The following is a 15,694-nucleotide window of genomic DNA, read 5'->3' as shown; positions in this document are numbered from 1 at the left end:
TTTCTGAAATCGCTGGTCTTACCAAAACAAAATCTAGTCGGCCGATCTCGTTTGCGTCACGGCGTGAGTGTACACCGGTAGTTGCAATCGTCAGTCGTTGCGTCTATGGCCGTTTTCGCTGAAGAGTACGTGCCGCGTTCTCTGGGCATAGGTCTGCCATTTCGTGGAGCGGGAATGTGTCGGATCAAGGCCGCTACGCGTTTTGCGCTGCGCCAGTTTCAAAACCCGTCTCATCACTCTCGCGCTCTCTGATTCCCTTAAAGGAGGTATGCCGCAGCTTTCCGTCATCGATCCAGGCGCGAACCGTAACAAAACCGGCAAGCAAATCAGCCCAGCCGGTATGGATACTCATGGTCGAAGATGCGCAAAGCTGACCATACCGCCATAGTGCCCAAAACAACGGCGGCAGAAATAACGAACAGAAATTGCAAAGAGCTACCGTATTCAACGGTCTCGATCCCAACAGCAGCTAACGCCACTCCGATCGAATTGATACAAATCGCGGCAACAATCTCAACGACGCTTCTGATCATCGAGCGTCCTTTCCGATAAAAAAGATACTGGTAAATTTTAGGGGTATTAATCCACCAGAGGTAGCGAAGCGCTTGACGAAAGTCAACCGGCAGCTTTCGCGAGCCAACGTTTGGCAAAAGCTCGGTGCCGTCGGAATTCACGCTCACGTTTCAGAGAGTAAATCTCCACATCGTCCGCCCCTCCCTGATCCCCTTGAACGAGGGTGCCTATAACCGCGCGCTGCACGTTGATCGCCGGCGCGAGTTGGCACAGGAATGTGCCAACTCATCTTGGACGGGGCAAAGCCGACGTAGTCCTGGCCGGGCACTTGGAAATCCGCTCACCCGCGTCGACCTAATATTGCTGACCTCGCTCCGAGATCTTCTCATAGGCATCCTGCAGTGGTGAAGGCACCTTAACGAGACCGCCCGTTGCGAGGCGCAGCAGCGCCTTCAGGTGCTCTCTGCCGCCATAGCCGACGAATGGGGCAAAAGGCGCCATGCTGGCGTCGTGATCGCCTGGATAAAGCCGGGCAAACTCGCAGAAGTTCGTGAAGCCCTCGTAGTTGGCGTTTTCGAGCAGAAAGCTCTCGACGGGCGCGCCTTCGGCCAGCACAACCTCGTGCGTTGGGAAGACGATCTGGTAATATTCTATGGTGTCCCGTGCATCACGCACCGCCCGCGTAATCGACCTTCCGTTGACGAGGTCCTGCGCCCTGATCAAAACGTCATCGATATAGAAAGCGTGGCCTGGGGACACAAAAAGGTCCCGGTACGGCCGGGAGTCGTCAAGGGCGAACCGGCGGATGCGGATCGGCACGACATCTTCGTTCCACATTTGGGAGCTACGACGGTAAGCGCGCCGGCCGATCCATTTCACCGGCAGCGCTTCGCCGCGAACCGTATTGACGAGATCGCCGATGCGCAAATCTTCGATGCATACTTGGCCGCGCGGCGTCAGGATCGCGGTGCCGCTCAGCAGGCACATCGGACCACCATGACCTTTTCCCCTGCCATTGGCGTTGCCACCGCCAGGATGGCCGGGGTTCCACCATGCCGCCGCCGCCATGGAGTGCGGCAGGGCAGACACCGCCGAGCCGATCGCGGCAATTCTCGCCGCTGCTGCAGCCGTCAGTCCGAGGAAGTGGCGACGCGCGCGGTTCATGTCGGAGGATTCGTTGCTGCTAGACATCGGCCTGCCTTTCATGTCCACCTCGACCTTCGCTCACTTTATCCTCTGTTCCTCTTCTTTGGAATTCCGCCATTCGATCTATGCCGACAGCAACGCCGCCGGATGGTTGAGAGCCCGACACGAAAGGAAATACGACGATGAGTGATCCCAAAGGCGGCAGGCTCACCGAACAGCAGATGCCATCCCGGTGGACGGCAGTGCCACCGGAGATGGATTTCGAACCCGTTCCGTTGCCAGACCAAGCGGCCGGACCCGGCACCAAAAACGCCGATGCTCCTCCGGCACAAAGCGGCCCGTCCAGCGGACGGAAGGTGCCGGCAAGGACGAACCCGTGCATCACACTGGCGCGATCCGCCGAAGGCTTAAGGCTGCGGCCGTCGTCAGTTCCATCTCTCTCCATGCGGATGGGAGTTCAGTAAGAACGGCCCCTGGCTACCCGCGGGCGCCCAGGAACGAAATACCGTTCCGAGGGTTGAATGGGTGGTCCGACAATGGAGGGCTATTTTGAGGCAGCGTGCCAAAGCCCCGCACCCCTCTGAAGGCGTTCCAAATGGTGCTCAGGGACGAAAAGCCGCGGTTGGCAGTCGACGGACTGCGTCCCCTGTTGATCGTCTGGCAGATCTCGGCGCAACTCAATCCGCCTTCCCAGAATTCATTGAGCCCTGCCACCCGACGCTGAAGAAGAGGCCGCCGGATGGTGCAGACTGGGTTCATGAAATCAAGCTTGATGGCTATCGAGCGCAGCTGCACATTAATGGCGGCAAGATCACATTATACACGCGAACAGGGCTGGATTGGACGACGGAATTTCAGGCAATCGCGACGGCTGCGGAGGACCTCGCCGGCCATGACGCGGTGATGGATGGGGAGGTCACTGTCTTCGGCAAGATCGGACTTCCCGATTTTCAGGCACTTCGGCGAGAGCTCGCGAAACGCTCGTCGCCGAATCTGACGTTTCAAGCGTTCGACCTGCTTTATCTGGACGGCTACGACCTCCGGCGCGTGCCGCTGATCGAGCGCAAACGAGTGCTGCGCGAGCTAATCGGAGACGCGGCCGGCACCATCGCCTATGTCGACTATCTCGAGCTCGAAGAGGGAGAGCCGGTCTACCGGCACGCATGCAAGATGGGCCTGGAGGGAATTGTCTCGAAACGCAAAGATGCGCCCTACCGGTCGGGTCGGCAGGAAATCTGGACAAAGACGAAGTGCACGAAGCGCGACGCCTTTCCGATCGTCGCCTTCGTCGAAAAACTCGGCGCACACCCGCGGAGGATTGCCTCGCTTTATCTCGGGCGCTGGGAGGGCGATCGCCTGGTTTATGCCGGCAAGGCCCAAACCGGCTACACCTTAACGGCGGCCCGGGAGGTGCGGGAGCGGCTCAATCCCTTGATCATCGGCAAGAGCCCCCTCTCCCATCCCATCAACAAGCCCAAGGCGACTTGGGTCGAGCCGCAGGTCTACGCTGAGATCGACTATGGCGGGGTGACGGATGACGGCTTGCTGCGGGAGCCGGTGTTCAAAGGGCTGCAGGATGTGTCGCGGGCTGCAGGAAAGCCGCGACCGACTACTGCAGCTGCCTCGATCCGAGTCCCGCGAGCGAACATTTTGCAGTTGCTGCCCGAAGCCGTTGTGCCCTCGAAAGAGGAGCTTGCAAACTACTGGACGCGTGTCGCCGATCGGGCCCTGCATTTCCTCGGCGGCCGCCCCTTGAAGCTCGTAAGACACATCCACGGCACCACCTTCTACCACAAAGGACCGCTGCCGCCGATCCCGTCCGAGGTCCATCAGCTTCGCATTGAGAAGCGAGAGGGCGGTGCAGGGGTTCGGCTTTGGGTCGACGATCTCGCCGGATTGCTGGGGCTTGTGGAGATCGGCGCGGTCGAACTGCATCCCTGGGCGGCGACCGTCGACAATATCGAACACGCCGACGCGCTGATCTTCGATCTCGATCCCGGCGAAGGCGTGTCATGGGCGTTCGTCGTCGAAACCGCCTTGCGGCTGCGGGAATTTCTTGAGGCGGAGGGCTTCAATACATGGCCAAAGCTCACCGGCGGCAAGGGCGTTCACCTCATGAGCCCTCTGCCTGCGAAGATGACCCATAACGCGGCGCACGCCTATGCCAAACGCTTGGCGCAGCAGTTCGCCAGCACCGATCCCGACCGCTACGTCACGTCGGCACAGCTTTCGCACCGACCGGGCAAGCTTTTTCTCGACTATCTGAGGAACGGCCGCGGGACTACGGCCGTCGGCACCTACTCTCCGAGGGCCCGCTCAGGATTTCCCGTCGCGGCTCCGGTTACCTGGCGCGACATCGAGCGCGGGATAAGACCTGATGCGTTTACCATCGAGCGTCCGCCTAAGCGTCGCGCAGTCCTGGCGAGTGCGAGCTGATCAATCTGCCTGGGGCATGCCGTCGCCGCCGCGGTTACCAGTGGCACATGTGACCGGATGACGAGGGGAGATTGTCGAACATGATCGGCACCTGATTGCCGAGAACGTCGTTCAGTGCCGGGCCGGAGCCCTTGTATCGAATAGGCTGCATCTCGACACCGGCCATCTTCTTGAAGAGCTCGCCGGAACGATGAAGCGGCGTCCCGTTGCCCAAGGAGGCGTAGCTGTACTTCTCGGACTCAGCCGCCAAAGCCCAGCAATTGCCGGACCGTCTGGGCCGGCAGTTCCGCGTTGACCACCATTCTGCCGAATAGCGAGGTTGCACCACACGCGTCGGTGAATAAAACCCGTTGAAACGCGAGTAGAAGCGTGCGGGTTGCGCTACCTCGATGTGACCTGTCCGGATTTCGGCGCTTTGCGAGTGGTGTCTGAAGGAATCGCGAACCCCGATGTTGCTAAGCTAGGCGGATCGTGGAGGTTGGCACTTGGAGTACAGCGGCGATGCGCCTGAGCTCGGCGGAGACGACATCGGCACCCGGTTCGATCCTTGTACAGTCGGCGGCAGTGAGAGCACAGGTTCAGGAGGTCGTCGACGCTGTATCCAATTGCCTCGCGAGCGGCACTTATATCGACGCGGTGCATCAATCTGGCCTCCACTTTGCTACCTGCAGTTGTCTAGCAACGTTCTCACTCGGTCGCCGCCAACTGACAAATCTTCAACGCAACTTCCCACGATCTTTCGAAGGCTGGCACCGGCAGAAACTCGTAGCGTGAATGGAAGTTGTAGGCGCCGGTGAAGAAGTTCGGTGTCGGTATTCCTCTGGCCGAGAGAACCGCGCCATCGGTGCCGCCGCGCATCGCGATTACTTTCTTCTCGATGCCAAGTTCCGCCATGGCCTTGAACAGAAGAGCGACGGCACGCTCGTCACGAGCGAGGCTCGTGGAGATGTTTCGATAGGTGTCGATGATCTGATACCGGACATTTCCGGTGGGATAGCGAAATCGCATTTGTTCCGCGACCTCGGCAATCCGGTGTTTGCGCCGATTGAAGCCATCGGTGTCGAAATCCCGGATCAGGGCGGTCAAGCTCGCCACGCTGTCGTTGGCGATGAGGTCCTTGAACCAGAAAAAGCCCTGGCGTTCGTCCGTGCATTCAGGCGTCTCCTCGCGGTCGAAGTGGGAGATGAAGTCCATCGCCAGCAGGAGGGGATTGACCAGCATTCCCTTCGCGGACATCGGGTGCGCACTGACGCCGGTAAAGACGATCTCGCAGGACGCGGCGTTGAATGTCTCCAGGACCACCTCGCCAAGTTCGCAGCAGTCGATCGTGTAGGCAAAGTCACAAGGGAAGCGGGAGAGGTCCATCGCCTTGGCGCCGCGCAGCCCGATTTCCTCGTCCGGCACGAAGGCGATGAAGACGTCGCCGTGGCCGACCTCGTGATCGAGCCGGGCAAGCAGCGTCATGATCACCGCGATGGCGGCCTTGTTGTCCGCACCGAGCACGCTGGTGCCGTCGCCGACGATGATGTCTTCCCCGACCCAATCCAGAATCTCCGGATGTTCGGCGACCCGTAGCCAGATGTCCTCTTGACGGTTGATGCAAAGGTCCTCGCCTTCGAAGCGGAGGACTTGCGGGCGGACGACGGGCGAGAGGCCGACATCGACCGTGTCGAGATGCGCGATGAAGCCGATCGGTGGTGCTGCAGGCCTGTTGCCACGTTTTATTCCCGTCACGATGGCATGCCCGTCGGTGAAGACGTCCTCCAGGCCGATGGCGCGCATCTCGTCGGCAAGCAGGGCGGCAAGTGCCGCCTGTCCCGGCGAGGACGGCAGGGACTGCGAGCGGCCGTTGCTTTGGCTCTCGATCGCGGCATAGCGAAAAAACCGGCTGACAAGTTCTTCCCGAACTCTCATGCACTTCATCCTCATGCAGAAGATGCGACGCGTGTCGGTCGCGTTTTTAGCTGAAAGGGGCGGGCTCACTGTCGCTTCCCGCTGTCGCGGTGGAGGAAATAGTGAGCTCCTTGGTATGAGGCGCTGCAGGCTAAAGCCTGATGACACCGACATCGCCGCAAAGCTCGATGTCGACGCCGAGCCTGGCCGATTGTTCTGAACACCGCCGCAGGATGCGCGCGGCACTTTCCCCGGTCGCAAGATGTGGCGCCAGGCGTCGTTCCAGCACCCTGTCCGCCAATGCCTCGTCGCCACCGATGACGACGGGATAGAGCGTGATCTCGATAAGTCGATTGTCCTCGCCGAACGAGCAGACCCCGACGACGCTCTCCCAGACTTCGGGTGCCGTCCAGGTCGACTTCTCCGAACGCACATGGAAAATGAAATTCCCCAGGCTGTAGAAGATCGGCCGCCCCCGATAGATCTCGATCGGCTGGAGAACGGGCGCACCGTGGCTGACGAACATGGTCGCACCAGCATCGATGCACTCTCTGGCAACGCCGCTCACCCAGTCGGGAACCTGGTACCAGTCGGATGCCCAATGATGATGGTGCAGATAAGCGACCACCAGAGATCCATCCTTGGCTGCAGCCGCGATCGCAGAGAGGTTTCGCGCGAGATCGGCCTCATCTATTCTGACGGTTCGTCCAAACCGCTCCGATCGCCTGAAGACCGCCCGCGCGATGCCGATCTCGGTATCCGGGGCAGGGTGCCGCGGATCGTCCGGCTGGCTGTCATTGGCAAGATCGATGGCCGTGTAGCCGACCCTATCCCGGATCGCTCGGATTTGATCGAACGCAGTCTCATCGACCTCGATGGCCTGGGATAACCGCAGCCGGTTGACGCCCGGGCGTGCTGGTCGGTCGTCGTCGCCATCGGCAGCATACATAAAATCCGGACCGGGGCCTCCGTCCATCGCGACGATCGCGACCCGCCGCCCGCCGATCGTTGCGGTGCTCGCCCGCGAGACTTGCGCTTGATCGCGGCCGAGGCCGGCATGCAGGAAGCCTCGCTTCTCCACTTCCTCGAGCGTCGAAAGCACGCCGGACGGGCCGAGGTCGAAAGCATGGTTGTTCGAGAGCGAAAGGGCCCGAAACCCTATCGCCCGGAGGGTGTCGAGAACGACCGGATCGCTGCAGCCGAAGAACGAACCTTTGAGCGGCCACCCGCCGTGACGCCCAAGGATCGTTCCCTCGAAGTTGGTGAATGAGAGATCCGCCTGGCGAAGGAGGGACTGAACCTCACCGAAGGCAGGAGCAGGAATGTCGCGGATATCGTGCTTGATGAGAGATTGGCCGGTTACGGCCAATGTGAACCTGTCATTCATTGAGGTGACCTTCTGTGGCAATGCCGCGCCGCTCAGCATGTGAACCGCTGCGGGCGGGCGTTGATGAGGGCGCGGGTGTAGGGATTGTCGGATCGCGAGAAGATGAACTCGGTGGGCCCGAAATCCTCGATCCGGCCGTCCTTGAAGATGTAGACGGAGCTGCACATCGCTTGAACGATCGCGAGGTCATGGGAGATGAAGACCATCGTCATCGCTCGCTCCGCGATCGTGTCCTTCAGGAGTTGGACGATCTCGGCCTGAACCGAGACGTCGAGCGCGGACGTCGGCTCGTCCGCGACGATGATCTCAGGCCGTGCCAACAGGGCGCGAGCGATACAGACACGCTGCTTTTGGCCACCGGAGAGCTGATGCGGATGGCGGCCGAGCAAGCTTCGCGGAAGACCAAGCCGATCCATCATTGCAGCCAGGTCCGCCGGCTCTTTGCTGGAGCCGGTCCTTGCGCCGAAGCGAATGCTTTCGTCGAGCGTCTCGCCGATGGTCATTCGGGGGTTGAGCGAGACGGATGGATCCTGGAAGATCATCTGGACGCGGCCGAGAAGACCGCTGCGGCGGCCGCTTCGCGAAACGTCGAAGGCGTGTTCCCCGATCGTGATCCGGCCGGTCGGCGCCTTGTCGAGGCCCGCGAGGATGCGGCCGAACGTCGTCTTTCCACTGCCGCTCTCGCCGACGATCCCGGTGATCGACCCGCGCGCCAGGCGAATACCGACGTCGCGCAGGCCGAATCTCGGCTTGCCCCGTCCGACGCCCCAGGCAAAATCCTGCGGCGCGAACTGTTTCGAAACCCCTTCGGCGATGAGAAGCGGGTTCTGGTCGCCGTCTGTGGCGGGAGAGTTCGCCTGGCGGCCGTTGTCTTCCGTGTTGGCAGTGCCTGTCGGGATCCGAAGCCTTGGGACAGCGGCGAGCAGCTTCTTCGTGTAGTCGTGGCGGGGCTGATCGAGGATGACCGCAGTGTGATCTGCTTCGACTACCTGGCCCTTTCGCATGACGAGAACCCGGTTGGTGATTTCGGAGATCACGCCCATGTCGTGGGTGACGAGGATGATCGAGACACCGGTTTCGTCGACAAGGATTTTTAGAAGTTCCAGAACCTGCTTCTGAACCGTGGCATCGAGCGCCGAGGTCGGCTCGTCGGCGATGATGATGTCGGGAGAGCCGGCAAGCGCAATGGCGATGACGACGCGTTGCCTCTGCCCGCCGGAGAACTGGTGCGGGTAGTTGCGGTATCGCCGCTCCGGTTCGGGAATGCCGACGCGGGCAAGCAGATCAATCGCGCGGGCACGCGCCTCGCGCTTGGAAAGCGAGCTGTCGAGCGCAAGGCAGGTTTCTTCGACTTGGGCGCCGACGCTCATCAGCGGATCGAGCGAGGCGGTGTGGTCCTGGAAGATCGCCGATATCCGCCGTCCTCGAAGCGTCTGGCGCTCGTAGGCAGTCATCCCGTCGATCGCCTTGCCATCGAACTCGATCGTTCCGGAGGTCTGCTGGAACTCAGGCGAAAGCAGCCCGAGGATGGCATTGCCGACAGTCGACTTGCCGGCGCCGGACTCGCCGATGATGCCGAGGATCTCGCCGCGCCCGAGTTCGAAACTCACGTCGGACAGGATTGGCGTTGTGGCTGAGCCCGAGACATGGCGAAGGCCAAGGTTCTCAACCCGTAGCAGGGGTGTCGTCACGTGTTCCACGGTCATCGCGAATGGTTCCTTGGATCGAGGCTGCGGCGAACGTCTTCGCCGACGAGATTGATGCTGGCGATCAGGCCGAAGAGGGCGAGGCCCGGGAACAGGCTGATCCAGTACTGGCCGGTCAGGAGGTACTGGAACCCGTTTGCGACCGCTGAGCCGAGCGAGGGCTTGTCGATCGGGACGCCCAGCCCAAGAAAGGAGAGGGTCGCCTCGAGTGCGACGGCATGGCCGACCTCGATCGGTATCAAGGTGACGGCGGGCGCGATGCTGTTCGGAAGCAGGTGGCGGAAGATGATCCGGGACGTTGGTAGTCGCATCAAGCGGGCCGCATCCATGTAAGGCTTGTTCGCTTCGCTGAGTGCGACGCCGCGGGCGATCCGGGCATAGGTCGCCCATTGCGCGATGATCAACGCCAGGATGATCCGGTCTATGCCCGGCCCGAGCGTGACGATGGCGATGAGCGCAATCAGGATCGTCGGCAGGCTGAGCTGCAAGTCGACCAGCCGCATGATCGCGATGTCGACCCATTTCCCGAAATACGCGGCACTGACGCCGGCGGTCAGCCCGATCAGCGCGGCGAGCGCGCTACTGACGATCGACACCACCAGGCTGATGCGCAGGCCGTAGAGAATGGTGCTGACGATGTCTCGGCCGAGACCGTCGGTTCCAAGCAGGTAGAGATAGCCGCCGCTGCCACGTGTACCGGGTGGCGAGGACGCCTCCCAGCCGTAGATCTGCAGCGGGTCATAGGGGTTTTGCGGCGCGATCAAGGGTGCAGCGATGGCAACCAGGATGTAGCCTGCCAGCAGCAGCTTTGACGCGGTCAGCACCGGTCCGTGTCGGCGCCTCTTAAGCGCGCTTACGATTTGGGCTTTCATGACGGGTCACCTTTCATGAAGACAGGCGCACGCGCGGGTCGAGCACGGCATAGAACAAGTCGACGAGGGCATTCAGCGCGACGAAGGCGACGGCAATGACGGTCAGCGTCGCCATCACCACTGGCCGGTCGAGGAGCTGGATGGAGTCGATCAGAAGCTTGCCGACGCCCGGCCACGAAAAGATCGTTTCCACCACCACGGCAAAGGCGAGCATGCCGCCGAACTGCAGTCCGATGATCGTCACGATCGGTACGCTGATGTTCGGAAGGGTGTGGCGGAACAGGATCCTTCGCGCGGAAAGCCCCTTGGCGCGGCAAAACCTTGTGAAATCCAGGTTCTCGACTTCGATTGTCCCCGATCGCGATAGACGGGCAATCAGAGCGATGTTCGGTATCGCCAGCGCCAAGGCCGGAAGCACGAGGTGCCATAATCCATTTGCAGTCAGAAAACTCCATTCCTGACCCAGGAAGCTCGCAGTCGAGCCGCGACCACCGGACGGGAGCCAGCCGGTCAGGATAGCGCCGACGAGGATCAGCATCATCGCCAGCCAGAAGGAAGGGATGCTCAGCGCCGACACGCTCGCCTTGACCAGGGTTCTGTCGAACAGCGTGCCGCTGCGTCGGCCGGCCAGGAGTCCGAGTCCCGTCCCGAGCGGTGCGGCGATCAGCATCGCGATGGAGGCGAGCTCAAGCGTTGCCGGCAGTTTGCTCATCACCAACTCGAAGGCGGGCAGATGATAGATGTAGGAGGTGCCGAAGTTGCCGCTGACGACATTGCCGATGAATGCGAGGTATTGGCGCCAGATCGGCTGATCAAGACCGAGCGCGATCGTTGCGGCGTGAATATCCTCGGGCGTAGCTGTTTCGATGTTGACGACGTTGAAGACCGGATTGCCGACGCTGTGGATGCCGATAAAGCCGATCAACGACATGGCGATGAGGAGCAGGAAGGCTTGGCCCAGCCTTCCCAATGCAACCGAGATCATGCCCATGACCGCTTACTCCATCGCCGGAAGCGTCTGCATCGCGGTCGTCCAGCCGCGGGGGTGCAGGACATAGGAGCCGATCCGCGAGCCGTAACCGACGATGTGATGGAAATGGTAGAGCGGTATGATCGGCTGGTCGGCCATCACGAGTTCCGTCGCCTGCGCGAGTGCCGCATTGCGCTCCGGCCCTACCGCAATGCTTTCCGCCCTTGCGAGCATCGCGTCGAAGGCCTCGTTGCGATACTTCCCGAAGTTCAACGCACCGGTCCCGCGCTCTGGGTCCGGGGATGCCAGCAGAGTATGGAGAATGATGTCGACCGCCTCGCCGGAGGTGCCGCCGTACCAGACGCCGTAATCCCCTGCCGCCCGCTTGGTGTTGAATACCGAGAAAGGCGCGGCCGCTGGTTGAGCATTGACGCCGATGCGGGCCCAGCTCTGGGCGACTGCCTGAAGGCTTTCGGCGTCACCGGGGTAACGGCCCGCCGGCCCGGCAAGAACAAGGTTGAAGCCGTCCGGGAAACCGGCCTTCGCGAGAAGCATCTTTGCTTCGTCATAGTTTGGAGCCTCAGGCAGCAATTTCGCCGAGGTGCCCGGCAGACCATTCGGAAAGACCTGAGCGGCGGCCGTGCCATAACCGGCGAGAATCTTGTCGACGAGAATGCCCCGGTCAGTCGCCAGCGTAAGCGCTCGGCGCACGAGCGGGTTCTTGAACGGATTGGCGATCGGCTCGCCCGACTTGTCAGTCACTCCCGGAAGCGTGTCTCGCGCGACGTCGAACTGTACGAAGTTGACACGTGCAGCACCGACGCTCGCGACCCTGGCGCCGCGCTCCTTCAAGGAGGCAACGTCGCGGGCCGGGATCGCGTCGGCCACATCGACCTCTCCCGTGCTGAGCGCCGCCACGCGCGCTGCCGGGTTCTCGATCACCCGGAAGGTAACCTTGGACCAGGCAGGTTTGCCGCCCCAGTAGTCGTCGTTCCGGGCCAGTCTCAGGCTCTCGCCGGAACTCCAGCTCTCGAACCGGTAGGGTCCAGTGCCGTTGGGCGGATGCCCCGCGTTGAGGTCCTCGGTCGTCTCGACCCCCTCAGAGGGCCGGTTCATCACGAAGAGGGAGGAGAAGAAGAGTGGCAGATTGGGGACCGCGCCGTCGGTTTCGATCAGCACTGTGAGAGGATCGGGTGCCGAGACCGACTTGATGCCGCTGACATAGGAGCGAAAGCCGCCGCTCGGCGGTTTGAGGAAGTCCCGGATGCGCTCGATCGTGTAGACGACATCATCGGCGTCAAAGGCCGAGCCGTCATGGAAGCGGACCTTGTCACGGAGCTTGAACGCCCATTGCGTGTCGGACAGTGGCCGCCAGGAGGTGGCGAGCCCAGGCTTCAATTCGAGATTCTCGTCCTGGTAGACGAGCCGCTCGTAAATATGGGAGAGCAGTGAGGTGTTCTCGTTGAGATTGGCATATTGCGGATCCAGCGTCATCAGCTTGTAGGATGTAGCGATCCGAAGCTCTCCGCGTTCTTGCGCCGGCGTCGCCGGAGCACTTCCGAGGAAGATGGAGATCAGAAGCGCGGAAAGCAGGCGTGGCCGAAATGGGCTTCCCAGTTTCATTTGAAGTTCCTTGTTTTAGTTTTTGGTAGAGTCGGAACGCCGCATTGGAAGCAGTTCCCGAACGCGGTGCTCCCACGGCGAAATGCATGCAAAGGCGCGGTGCGCATAGCTTGTCAGGTCGGCGGCGCGCCGGGGATCACGTGTCCTGGTGAACCATTCCCATTCAATCGCCTTGAAGCTCGGATTGGCGTTCGGGCATAGACAGGCGGCTCGCAACAGAGCCGGTGTCGATCTTCAGGAGGTCGGCGATGACGGAGCGGATTTGTGGCCAGGGTTCTTCTTCGCTTGTGGAAGATGGTTGCCACTTCGTGCCGAGGGCGTGGAGCTTGGCCGTTGCGCCTGCAGCCGATCGCGCTGGTGTCCGCCATAGGGCTTCCGCGGCCTGGTCCTCCGCGGCGGATGCACGATCTTCAGCTTCGAGCGCCTTTTCGTAAGCTCGCAAACCCGCGGATTGCTCAAGCGGTGCGGGCAAAACAGCCGAAAAGAGCGAGCTTTCGTGCCGCTGCTGGCGCAAACGTGGCGCGCTCAGATGTTCCCGGGCGTTGCACCACTGTTTGCAGACCACGAGCGCGGGATCGTCATTGCACGCATCCGAAGGTAGGCGCGTCGCCCTGGCAAGCTCTTGAGATGTGGGTAATGACGCCGCCGCGAAGGAATAGAAATCTCCCCGGGTGACCGTAGACAAAGTTCTGCTATTGTCGGAATCAGCCATGATCCGAGCTCCTTACAGCTTGGGTTGTGGTCAGATCGAGCAGGTGTTCGCGCACCTGTTCGATCGTCGCCGGTTATTTTTCCTACAAAATGTCAGAAGTCAATCAGAAAGTTTGCCTTGAGTAACGATCTTCTTACGATGGAGCAGTGCCGTGGGGCGCGAGCTATGTTGGGTTGGAGCCAAGCAGAGTTGGCCAAAGCAGCCAGCGTGTCTCGCCAGACCATTGCGGATTTTGAACGGGGAGCTCACGTTCCCATCGTCAATAATCTTGCAAGCATCGTCGCGGCGTTCGCCAAGGCAGGAATTGAGTTCATCCCGGAAAATGGTGGCGGCGTGGGTGTTCGTTTCAAGAAGTAGGCTCCGCTGGACTGTCCAAGGCCAAACGGATCACCGCTCTTCGAAGTCCGAGCACGTTGGCAGCACGCTGAGGTCACTTAATTGCTAACCTAACCAATTCACTCCTGCGAGCGCCTTGCTTACAGCCGGCGCTGCGGCTGTAGTGGCAAAATGGGCCAATGTGACCGCGGTTTCTGCAACGCGCGCTTAGGCCGCCCATCCAGTCATATCCAATTAGGCATCCTTGTACGCACCGTTCGCCCTCTCAAAAAGAAATCGCAGCTGCGCCAACCATTGAGTTAGCGGGGCAGCGGCCGTCGGCTTGGCGAGGAGTGCGAGAGATCCATCCTCGAGTCCGTGGAGCGGCTTGCCGGCGCCATGCTGAACCTCCTGCGGCTAGCCTTTTGACCGGTCAAGCCCCGGTCGAACGGGTCGGGCCGTCGGCCGGCCGGCGCTTGTTGTGCCCATTTTTTCTCGGAGGGTAAACGTCGCCGGAGCGCCCCACTAAATGGGGCGGAGTGGAAGCGATACGGAAATGGTTATCTCTCCAAGCACAGGACCATGATTAACTCGTCGTTCTTGGTACCGTGCCCCAGGAAGCCGTTTGGAATGCGGCCAACCTCTACGAAACCGTGGCGTTGATAGAATCGCATCGCTGCCGAATTTTCTGCATTCACCGCAAGCTCCAACTGCAGAACTCCGTGATCTCGTGCATGCTCTGTAACGTCATGCAAAAGGCTTGCTGCAATTCCGGTCCCTCGTTCGCCTTTCCGCACAGACCCCGCCCCACGGAAGCTTCAAGGGCCTTCTTCCGCGTCACTTCCCCCGCGCGCCTAGGTATGCAACCTCGTGCTACTTTTCTGAAACGAGCTCGTGATCGGATCGTCGCGATGCTTTCCTCCATGATCAAACATGAAGGATAGGAACCGTCCTGGATGACGAAAAGGCCAGGAAGCACACGCGGGGTCAGCTGTTGACCGGCCGACGAGACAGATCACGGCCGACGGGCTCAAAGTGCAAAAGCTGATCTGAGATTGCCGGAAGGACAGCGCCGCTTACCTGCCGTCGGAGAATTTCGGAGCACCAGCTGCTGCAGCTTCTATTACTCCGCCTCGATGGTCAGCAGGCGAAAGAAGCGCTCCTTCATGAATGGATGGGGGTGGTGGCCAGACGACGATGATGAGAAGACGCCGTCATCCCTTTCCACAATATCGCGAATGTCGTGAGACACAAACAGAGCTGCGGCCCCCGAAGTGCCATCACAATCAATTTGGTGAGCAGGGCTGCGCGAAGCCCGAGCGCAGAAAACGAGCGATCCGGCCGCGCGGTTCCATTCGGAATCGCCGCTCAGACCTATGCGCGCGCCGAACGGGCGAAGGTCCGAGTAGGCCTTCAGACTTTGCGCCGGGACCCCTTCGGTCCGAAGTCCCAGCCCGGAACACGTCATGCTGGTTTGGGTTGGTAGGCAGGTTGCAGCCACAAGGACATTAACGTGAGGAAAGGAACTCCAATGCGGTATTTCATCAGGACGGCCCTCGCGGCAGGCCTTCTCGCGGGCACCACGCTGGGCGCGTTCGCGCAATCGAGCACAACGATTGGCACCGGCGGCACCAGCGCCGGCGGTGGGACCTCAAGCAGCACCGTCGGAACGGGCGGAAGCTCGGCTGGTGGCGGTTGCGATCCGAACACCAGCGATTGCCAGTCCGGCTCTGCATCGACACTGGGAACGGGCGGATCTTCGGCCGGCGGCGGTACGTCAAGCAGCTCCGTGGGAACGGGTGGATCAGCCGCCGGGTCGGGTAGCGCCGGCTCCGCTTCGACCCTTGGCACCGGCGGCTCTTCCGCAGGCGGTGGAAGCACCAGCAGCTCCGTTGGAACCGGTGGCTCAGCCGCTGGATCAGGTGGCGGAACATCGGATGAGACCACCGGCAGTGTCCAAGGCGATGAAAACAGCGCCCGCGACGCCGCCCAGGACGATGAGAGCAACAAGAATTGTCCTCCTGGCCTCGCCAAGAAGGACGGCTCCAAGGGCAACAGACCGTCCTGCTGATATCAAATCGGCTGGCTTCGGAGGACCCTTCCGAAGCCAGCGTTTTCAAG

The 15,694-nt window shown here is 61.2% G+C and carries 12 protein-coding genes and 2 pseudogenes; 3 read left to right on the top strand and 11 right to left on the bottom strand.

Annotated features, from left to right (window positions below; translation table 11 throughout):
* Positions 1 to 326 precede the first annotated feature (326 nt).
* Both JOH52_RS35320 and JOH52_RS25800 read right to left on the bottom strand, forming a co-directional pair.
* Positions 327 to 674: a hypothetical protein gene (locus JOH52_RS35320; RefSeq protein ID WP_231198583.1), complete on the bottom strand. Its 348-nt coding sequence runs from the start codon at positions 672 to 674 to the stop codon at positions 327 to 329.
* Positions 675 to 867: 193 nt separating this feature from the next.
* Positions 868 to 1,704 carry a Hint domain-containing protein gene (locus tag JOH52_RS25800; protein ID WP_234835399.1) on the bottom strand — a complete coding sequence of 279 codons (837 nt, stop codon included), beginning with the start codon at positions 1,702 to 1,704 and terminating at the stop codon, positions 868 to 870.
* A gap of 504 nt (positions 1,705 to 2,208) precedes the next feature.
* Between JOH52_RS25800 and ligD the strand changes: the two genes are divergently transcribed.
* Complete coding sequence (gene ligD, locus JOH52_RS25795; RefSeq protein WP_017272242.1) at positions 2,209 to 4,095, top strand: DNA ligase D; 1,887 nt, start codon at positions 2,209 to 2,211, stop codon at positions 4,093 to 4,095.
* 46 nt (positions 4,096 to 4,141) lie between these two features.
* On the opposite strand, the pseudogene JOH52_RS25790 reads toward ligD, so the two are convergent.
* The 8 genes and pseudogenes from JOH52_RS25790 to JOH52_RS25755 all read right to left on the bottom strand — a co-directional run.
* Positions 4,142 to 4,397: pseudogene (locus JOH52_RS25790) on the bottom strand (tripartite tricarboxylate transporter substrate-binding protein); the annotation flags it as partial.
* Between the two features lie 385 nt (positions 4,398 to 4,782).
* A complete protein-coding gene (pepT, locus tag JOH52_RS25785; protein WP_209566063.1) occupies positions 4,783 to 6,009 on the bottom strand; it encodes a peptidase T in 1,227 nt (408 codons plus the stop codon).
* 130 nt (positions 6,010 to 6,139) lie between these two features.
* Positions 6,140 to 7,375 (bottom strand): CapA family protein, encoded by a 1,236-nt coding sequence (locus JOH52_RS25780; RefSeq protein ID WP_127657914.1) that lies wholly within the window; start codon positions 7,373 to 7,375, stop codon positions 6,140 to 6,142.
* A 32-nt stretch (positions 7,376 to 7,407) separates the two neighbouring features.
* Entirely contained in the window at positions 7,408 to 9,081 is a 1,674-nt protein-coding gene (locus JOH52_RS25775) for a dipeptide ABC transporter ATP-binding protein (protein WP_127657913.1), read from the bottom strand.
* Positions 9,078 to 9,953, bottom strand: a complete 876-nt coding sequence (locus JOH52_RS25770) for an ABC transporter permease (RefSeq protein ID WP_013850842.1) — start codon at positions 9,951 to 9,953, stop codon at positions 9,078 to 9,080. The genes JOH52_RS25775 and JOH52_RS25770 overlap by 4 nt, the downstream gene beginning before the upstream one ends.
* A gap of 13 nt (positions 9,954 to 9,966) precedes the next feature.
* Positions 9,967 to 10,944 carry an ABC transporter permease gene (locus JOH52_RS25765; protein ID WP_141333482.1) on the bottom strand — a complete coding sequence of 326 codons (978 nt, stop codon included), beginning with the start codon at positions 10,942 to 10,944 and terminating at the stop codon, positions 9,967 to 9,969.
* 6 nt (positions 10,945 to 10,950) lie between these two features.
* A complete protein-coding gene (locus tag JOH52_RS25760; protein WP_040120785.1) occupies positions 10,951 to 12,546 on the bottom strand; it encodes an ABC transporter substrate-binding protein in 1,596 nt (531 codons plus the stop codon).
* Positions 12,547 to 12,709: 163 nt separating this feature from the next.
* On the bottom strand, positions 12,710 to 13,258 hold the full coding sequence (locus JOH52_RS25755; RefSeq protein ID WP_127657828.1) for a hypothetical protein: 549 nt from the start codon (positions 13,256 to 13,258) through the stop codon (positions 12,710 to 12,712).
* Positions 13,259 to 13,396: 138 nt separating this feature from the next.
* Between JOH52_RS25755 and JOH52_RS25750 the strand changes: the two genes are divergently transcribed.
* The gene (locus tag JOH52_RS25750) at positions 13,397 to 13,615 is read left to right on the top strand and encodes a helix-turn-helix transcriptional regulator (protein WP_010975487.1); all 219 of its coding nucleotides are present in this window, start codon (positions 13,397 to 13,399) and stop codon (positions 13,613 to 13,615) included.
* A gap of 518 nt (positions 13,616 to 14,133) precedes the next feature.
* Here JOH52_RS25750 and JOH52_RS25745 read toward each other — a convergent pair.
* A pseudogene (locus JOH52_RS25745) lies at positions 14,134 to 14,370 on the bottom strand (N-acetyltransferase family protein); the annotation flags it as partial.
* 734 nt (positions 14,371 to 15,104) lie between these two features.
* Here JOH52_RS25745 and JOH52_RS36210 point away from each other — a divergent pair.
* Positions 15,105 to 15,644, top strand: coding sequence for a hypothetical protein (locus JOH52_RS36210; protein WP_017277583.1), 540 nt, complete (start codon positions 15,105 to 15,107; stop codon positions 15,642 to 15,644).
* Positions 15,645 to 15,694: the final 50 nt, after the last annotated feature.

This window comes from Sinorhizobium meliloti (genome assembly GCF_017876815.1).
In the GTDB taxonomy this organism is placed as follows: Bacteria; Pseudomonadota; Alphaproteobacteria; order Rhizobiales; family Rhizobiaceae; genus Sinorhizobium; species Sinorhizobium meliloti.
Note: the sequence above shows the minus strand (reverse complement) of the source record. Positions and strands in the feature narration are given on the sequence as shown.

Excerpts from the sequence above, each read along its gene's own strand:
- JOH52_RS25800 (WP_234835399.1), bottom strand. The coding sequence starts at position 1,704 with ATGTCTAGCAGCAACGAATCCTCCGACATGAACCGCGCGCGTCGCCAC.
- pepT (WP_209566063.1), bottom strand. The coding sequence starts at position 6,009 with ATGAGAGTTCGGGAAGAACTTGTCAGCCGGTTTTTTCGCTATGCCGCG.
- JOH52_RS25780 (WP_127657914.1), bottom strand. The coding sequence starts at position 7,375 with ATGAATGACAGGTTCACATTGGCCGTAACCGGCCAATCTCTCATCAAG.
- JOH52_RS25775 (WP_127657913.1), bottom strand. The coding sequence starts at position 9,081 with ATGACCGTGGAACACGTGACGACACCCCTGCTACGGGTTGAGAACCTT.
- JOH52_RS25770 (WP_013850842.1), bottom strand. The coding sequence starts at position 9,953 with ATGAAAGCCCAAATCGTAAGCGCGCTTAAGAGGCGCCGACACGGACCG.
- JOH52_RS25765 (WP_141333482.1), bottom strand. The coding sequence starts at position 10,944 with ATGGGCATGATCTCGGTTGCATTGGGAAGGCTGGGCCAAGCCTTCCTG.
- JOH52_RS25760 (WP_040120785.1), bottom strand. The coding sequence starts at position 12,546 with ATGAAACTGGGAAGCCCATTTCGGCCACGCCTGCTTTCCGCGCTTCTG.
- JOH52_RS25755 (WP_127657828.1), bottom strand. The coding sequence starts at position 13,258 with ATGGCTGATTCCGACAATAGCAGAACTTTGTCTACGGTCACCCGGGGA.
- JOH52_RS25750 (WP_010975487.1), top strand. The coding sequence starts at position 13,397 with ATGGAGCAGTGCCGTGGGGCGCGAGCTATGTTGGGTTGGAGCCAAGCA.
- JOH52_RS36210 (WP_017277583.1), top strand. The coding sequence starts at position 15,105 with ATGCGGTATTTCATCAGGACGGCCCTCGCGGCAGGCCTTCTCGCGGGC.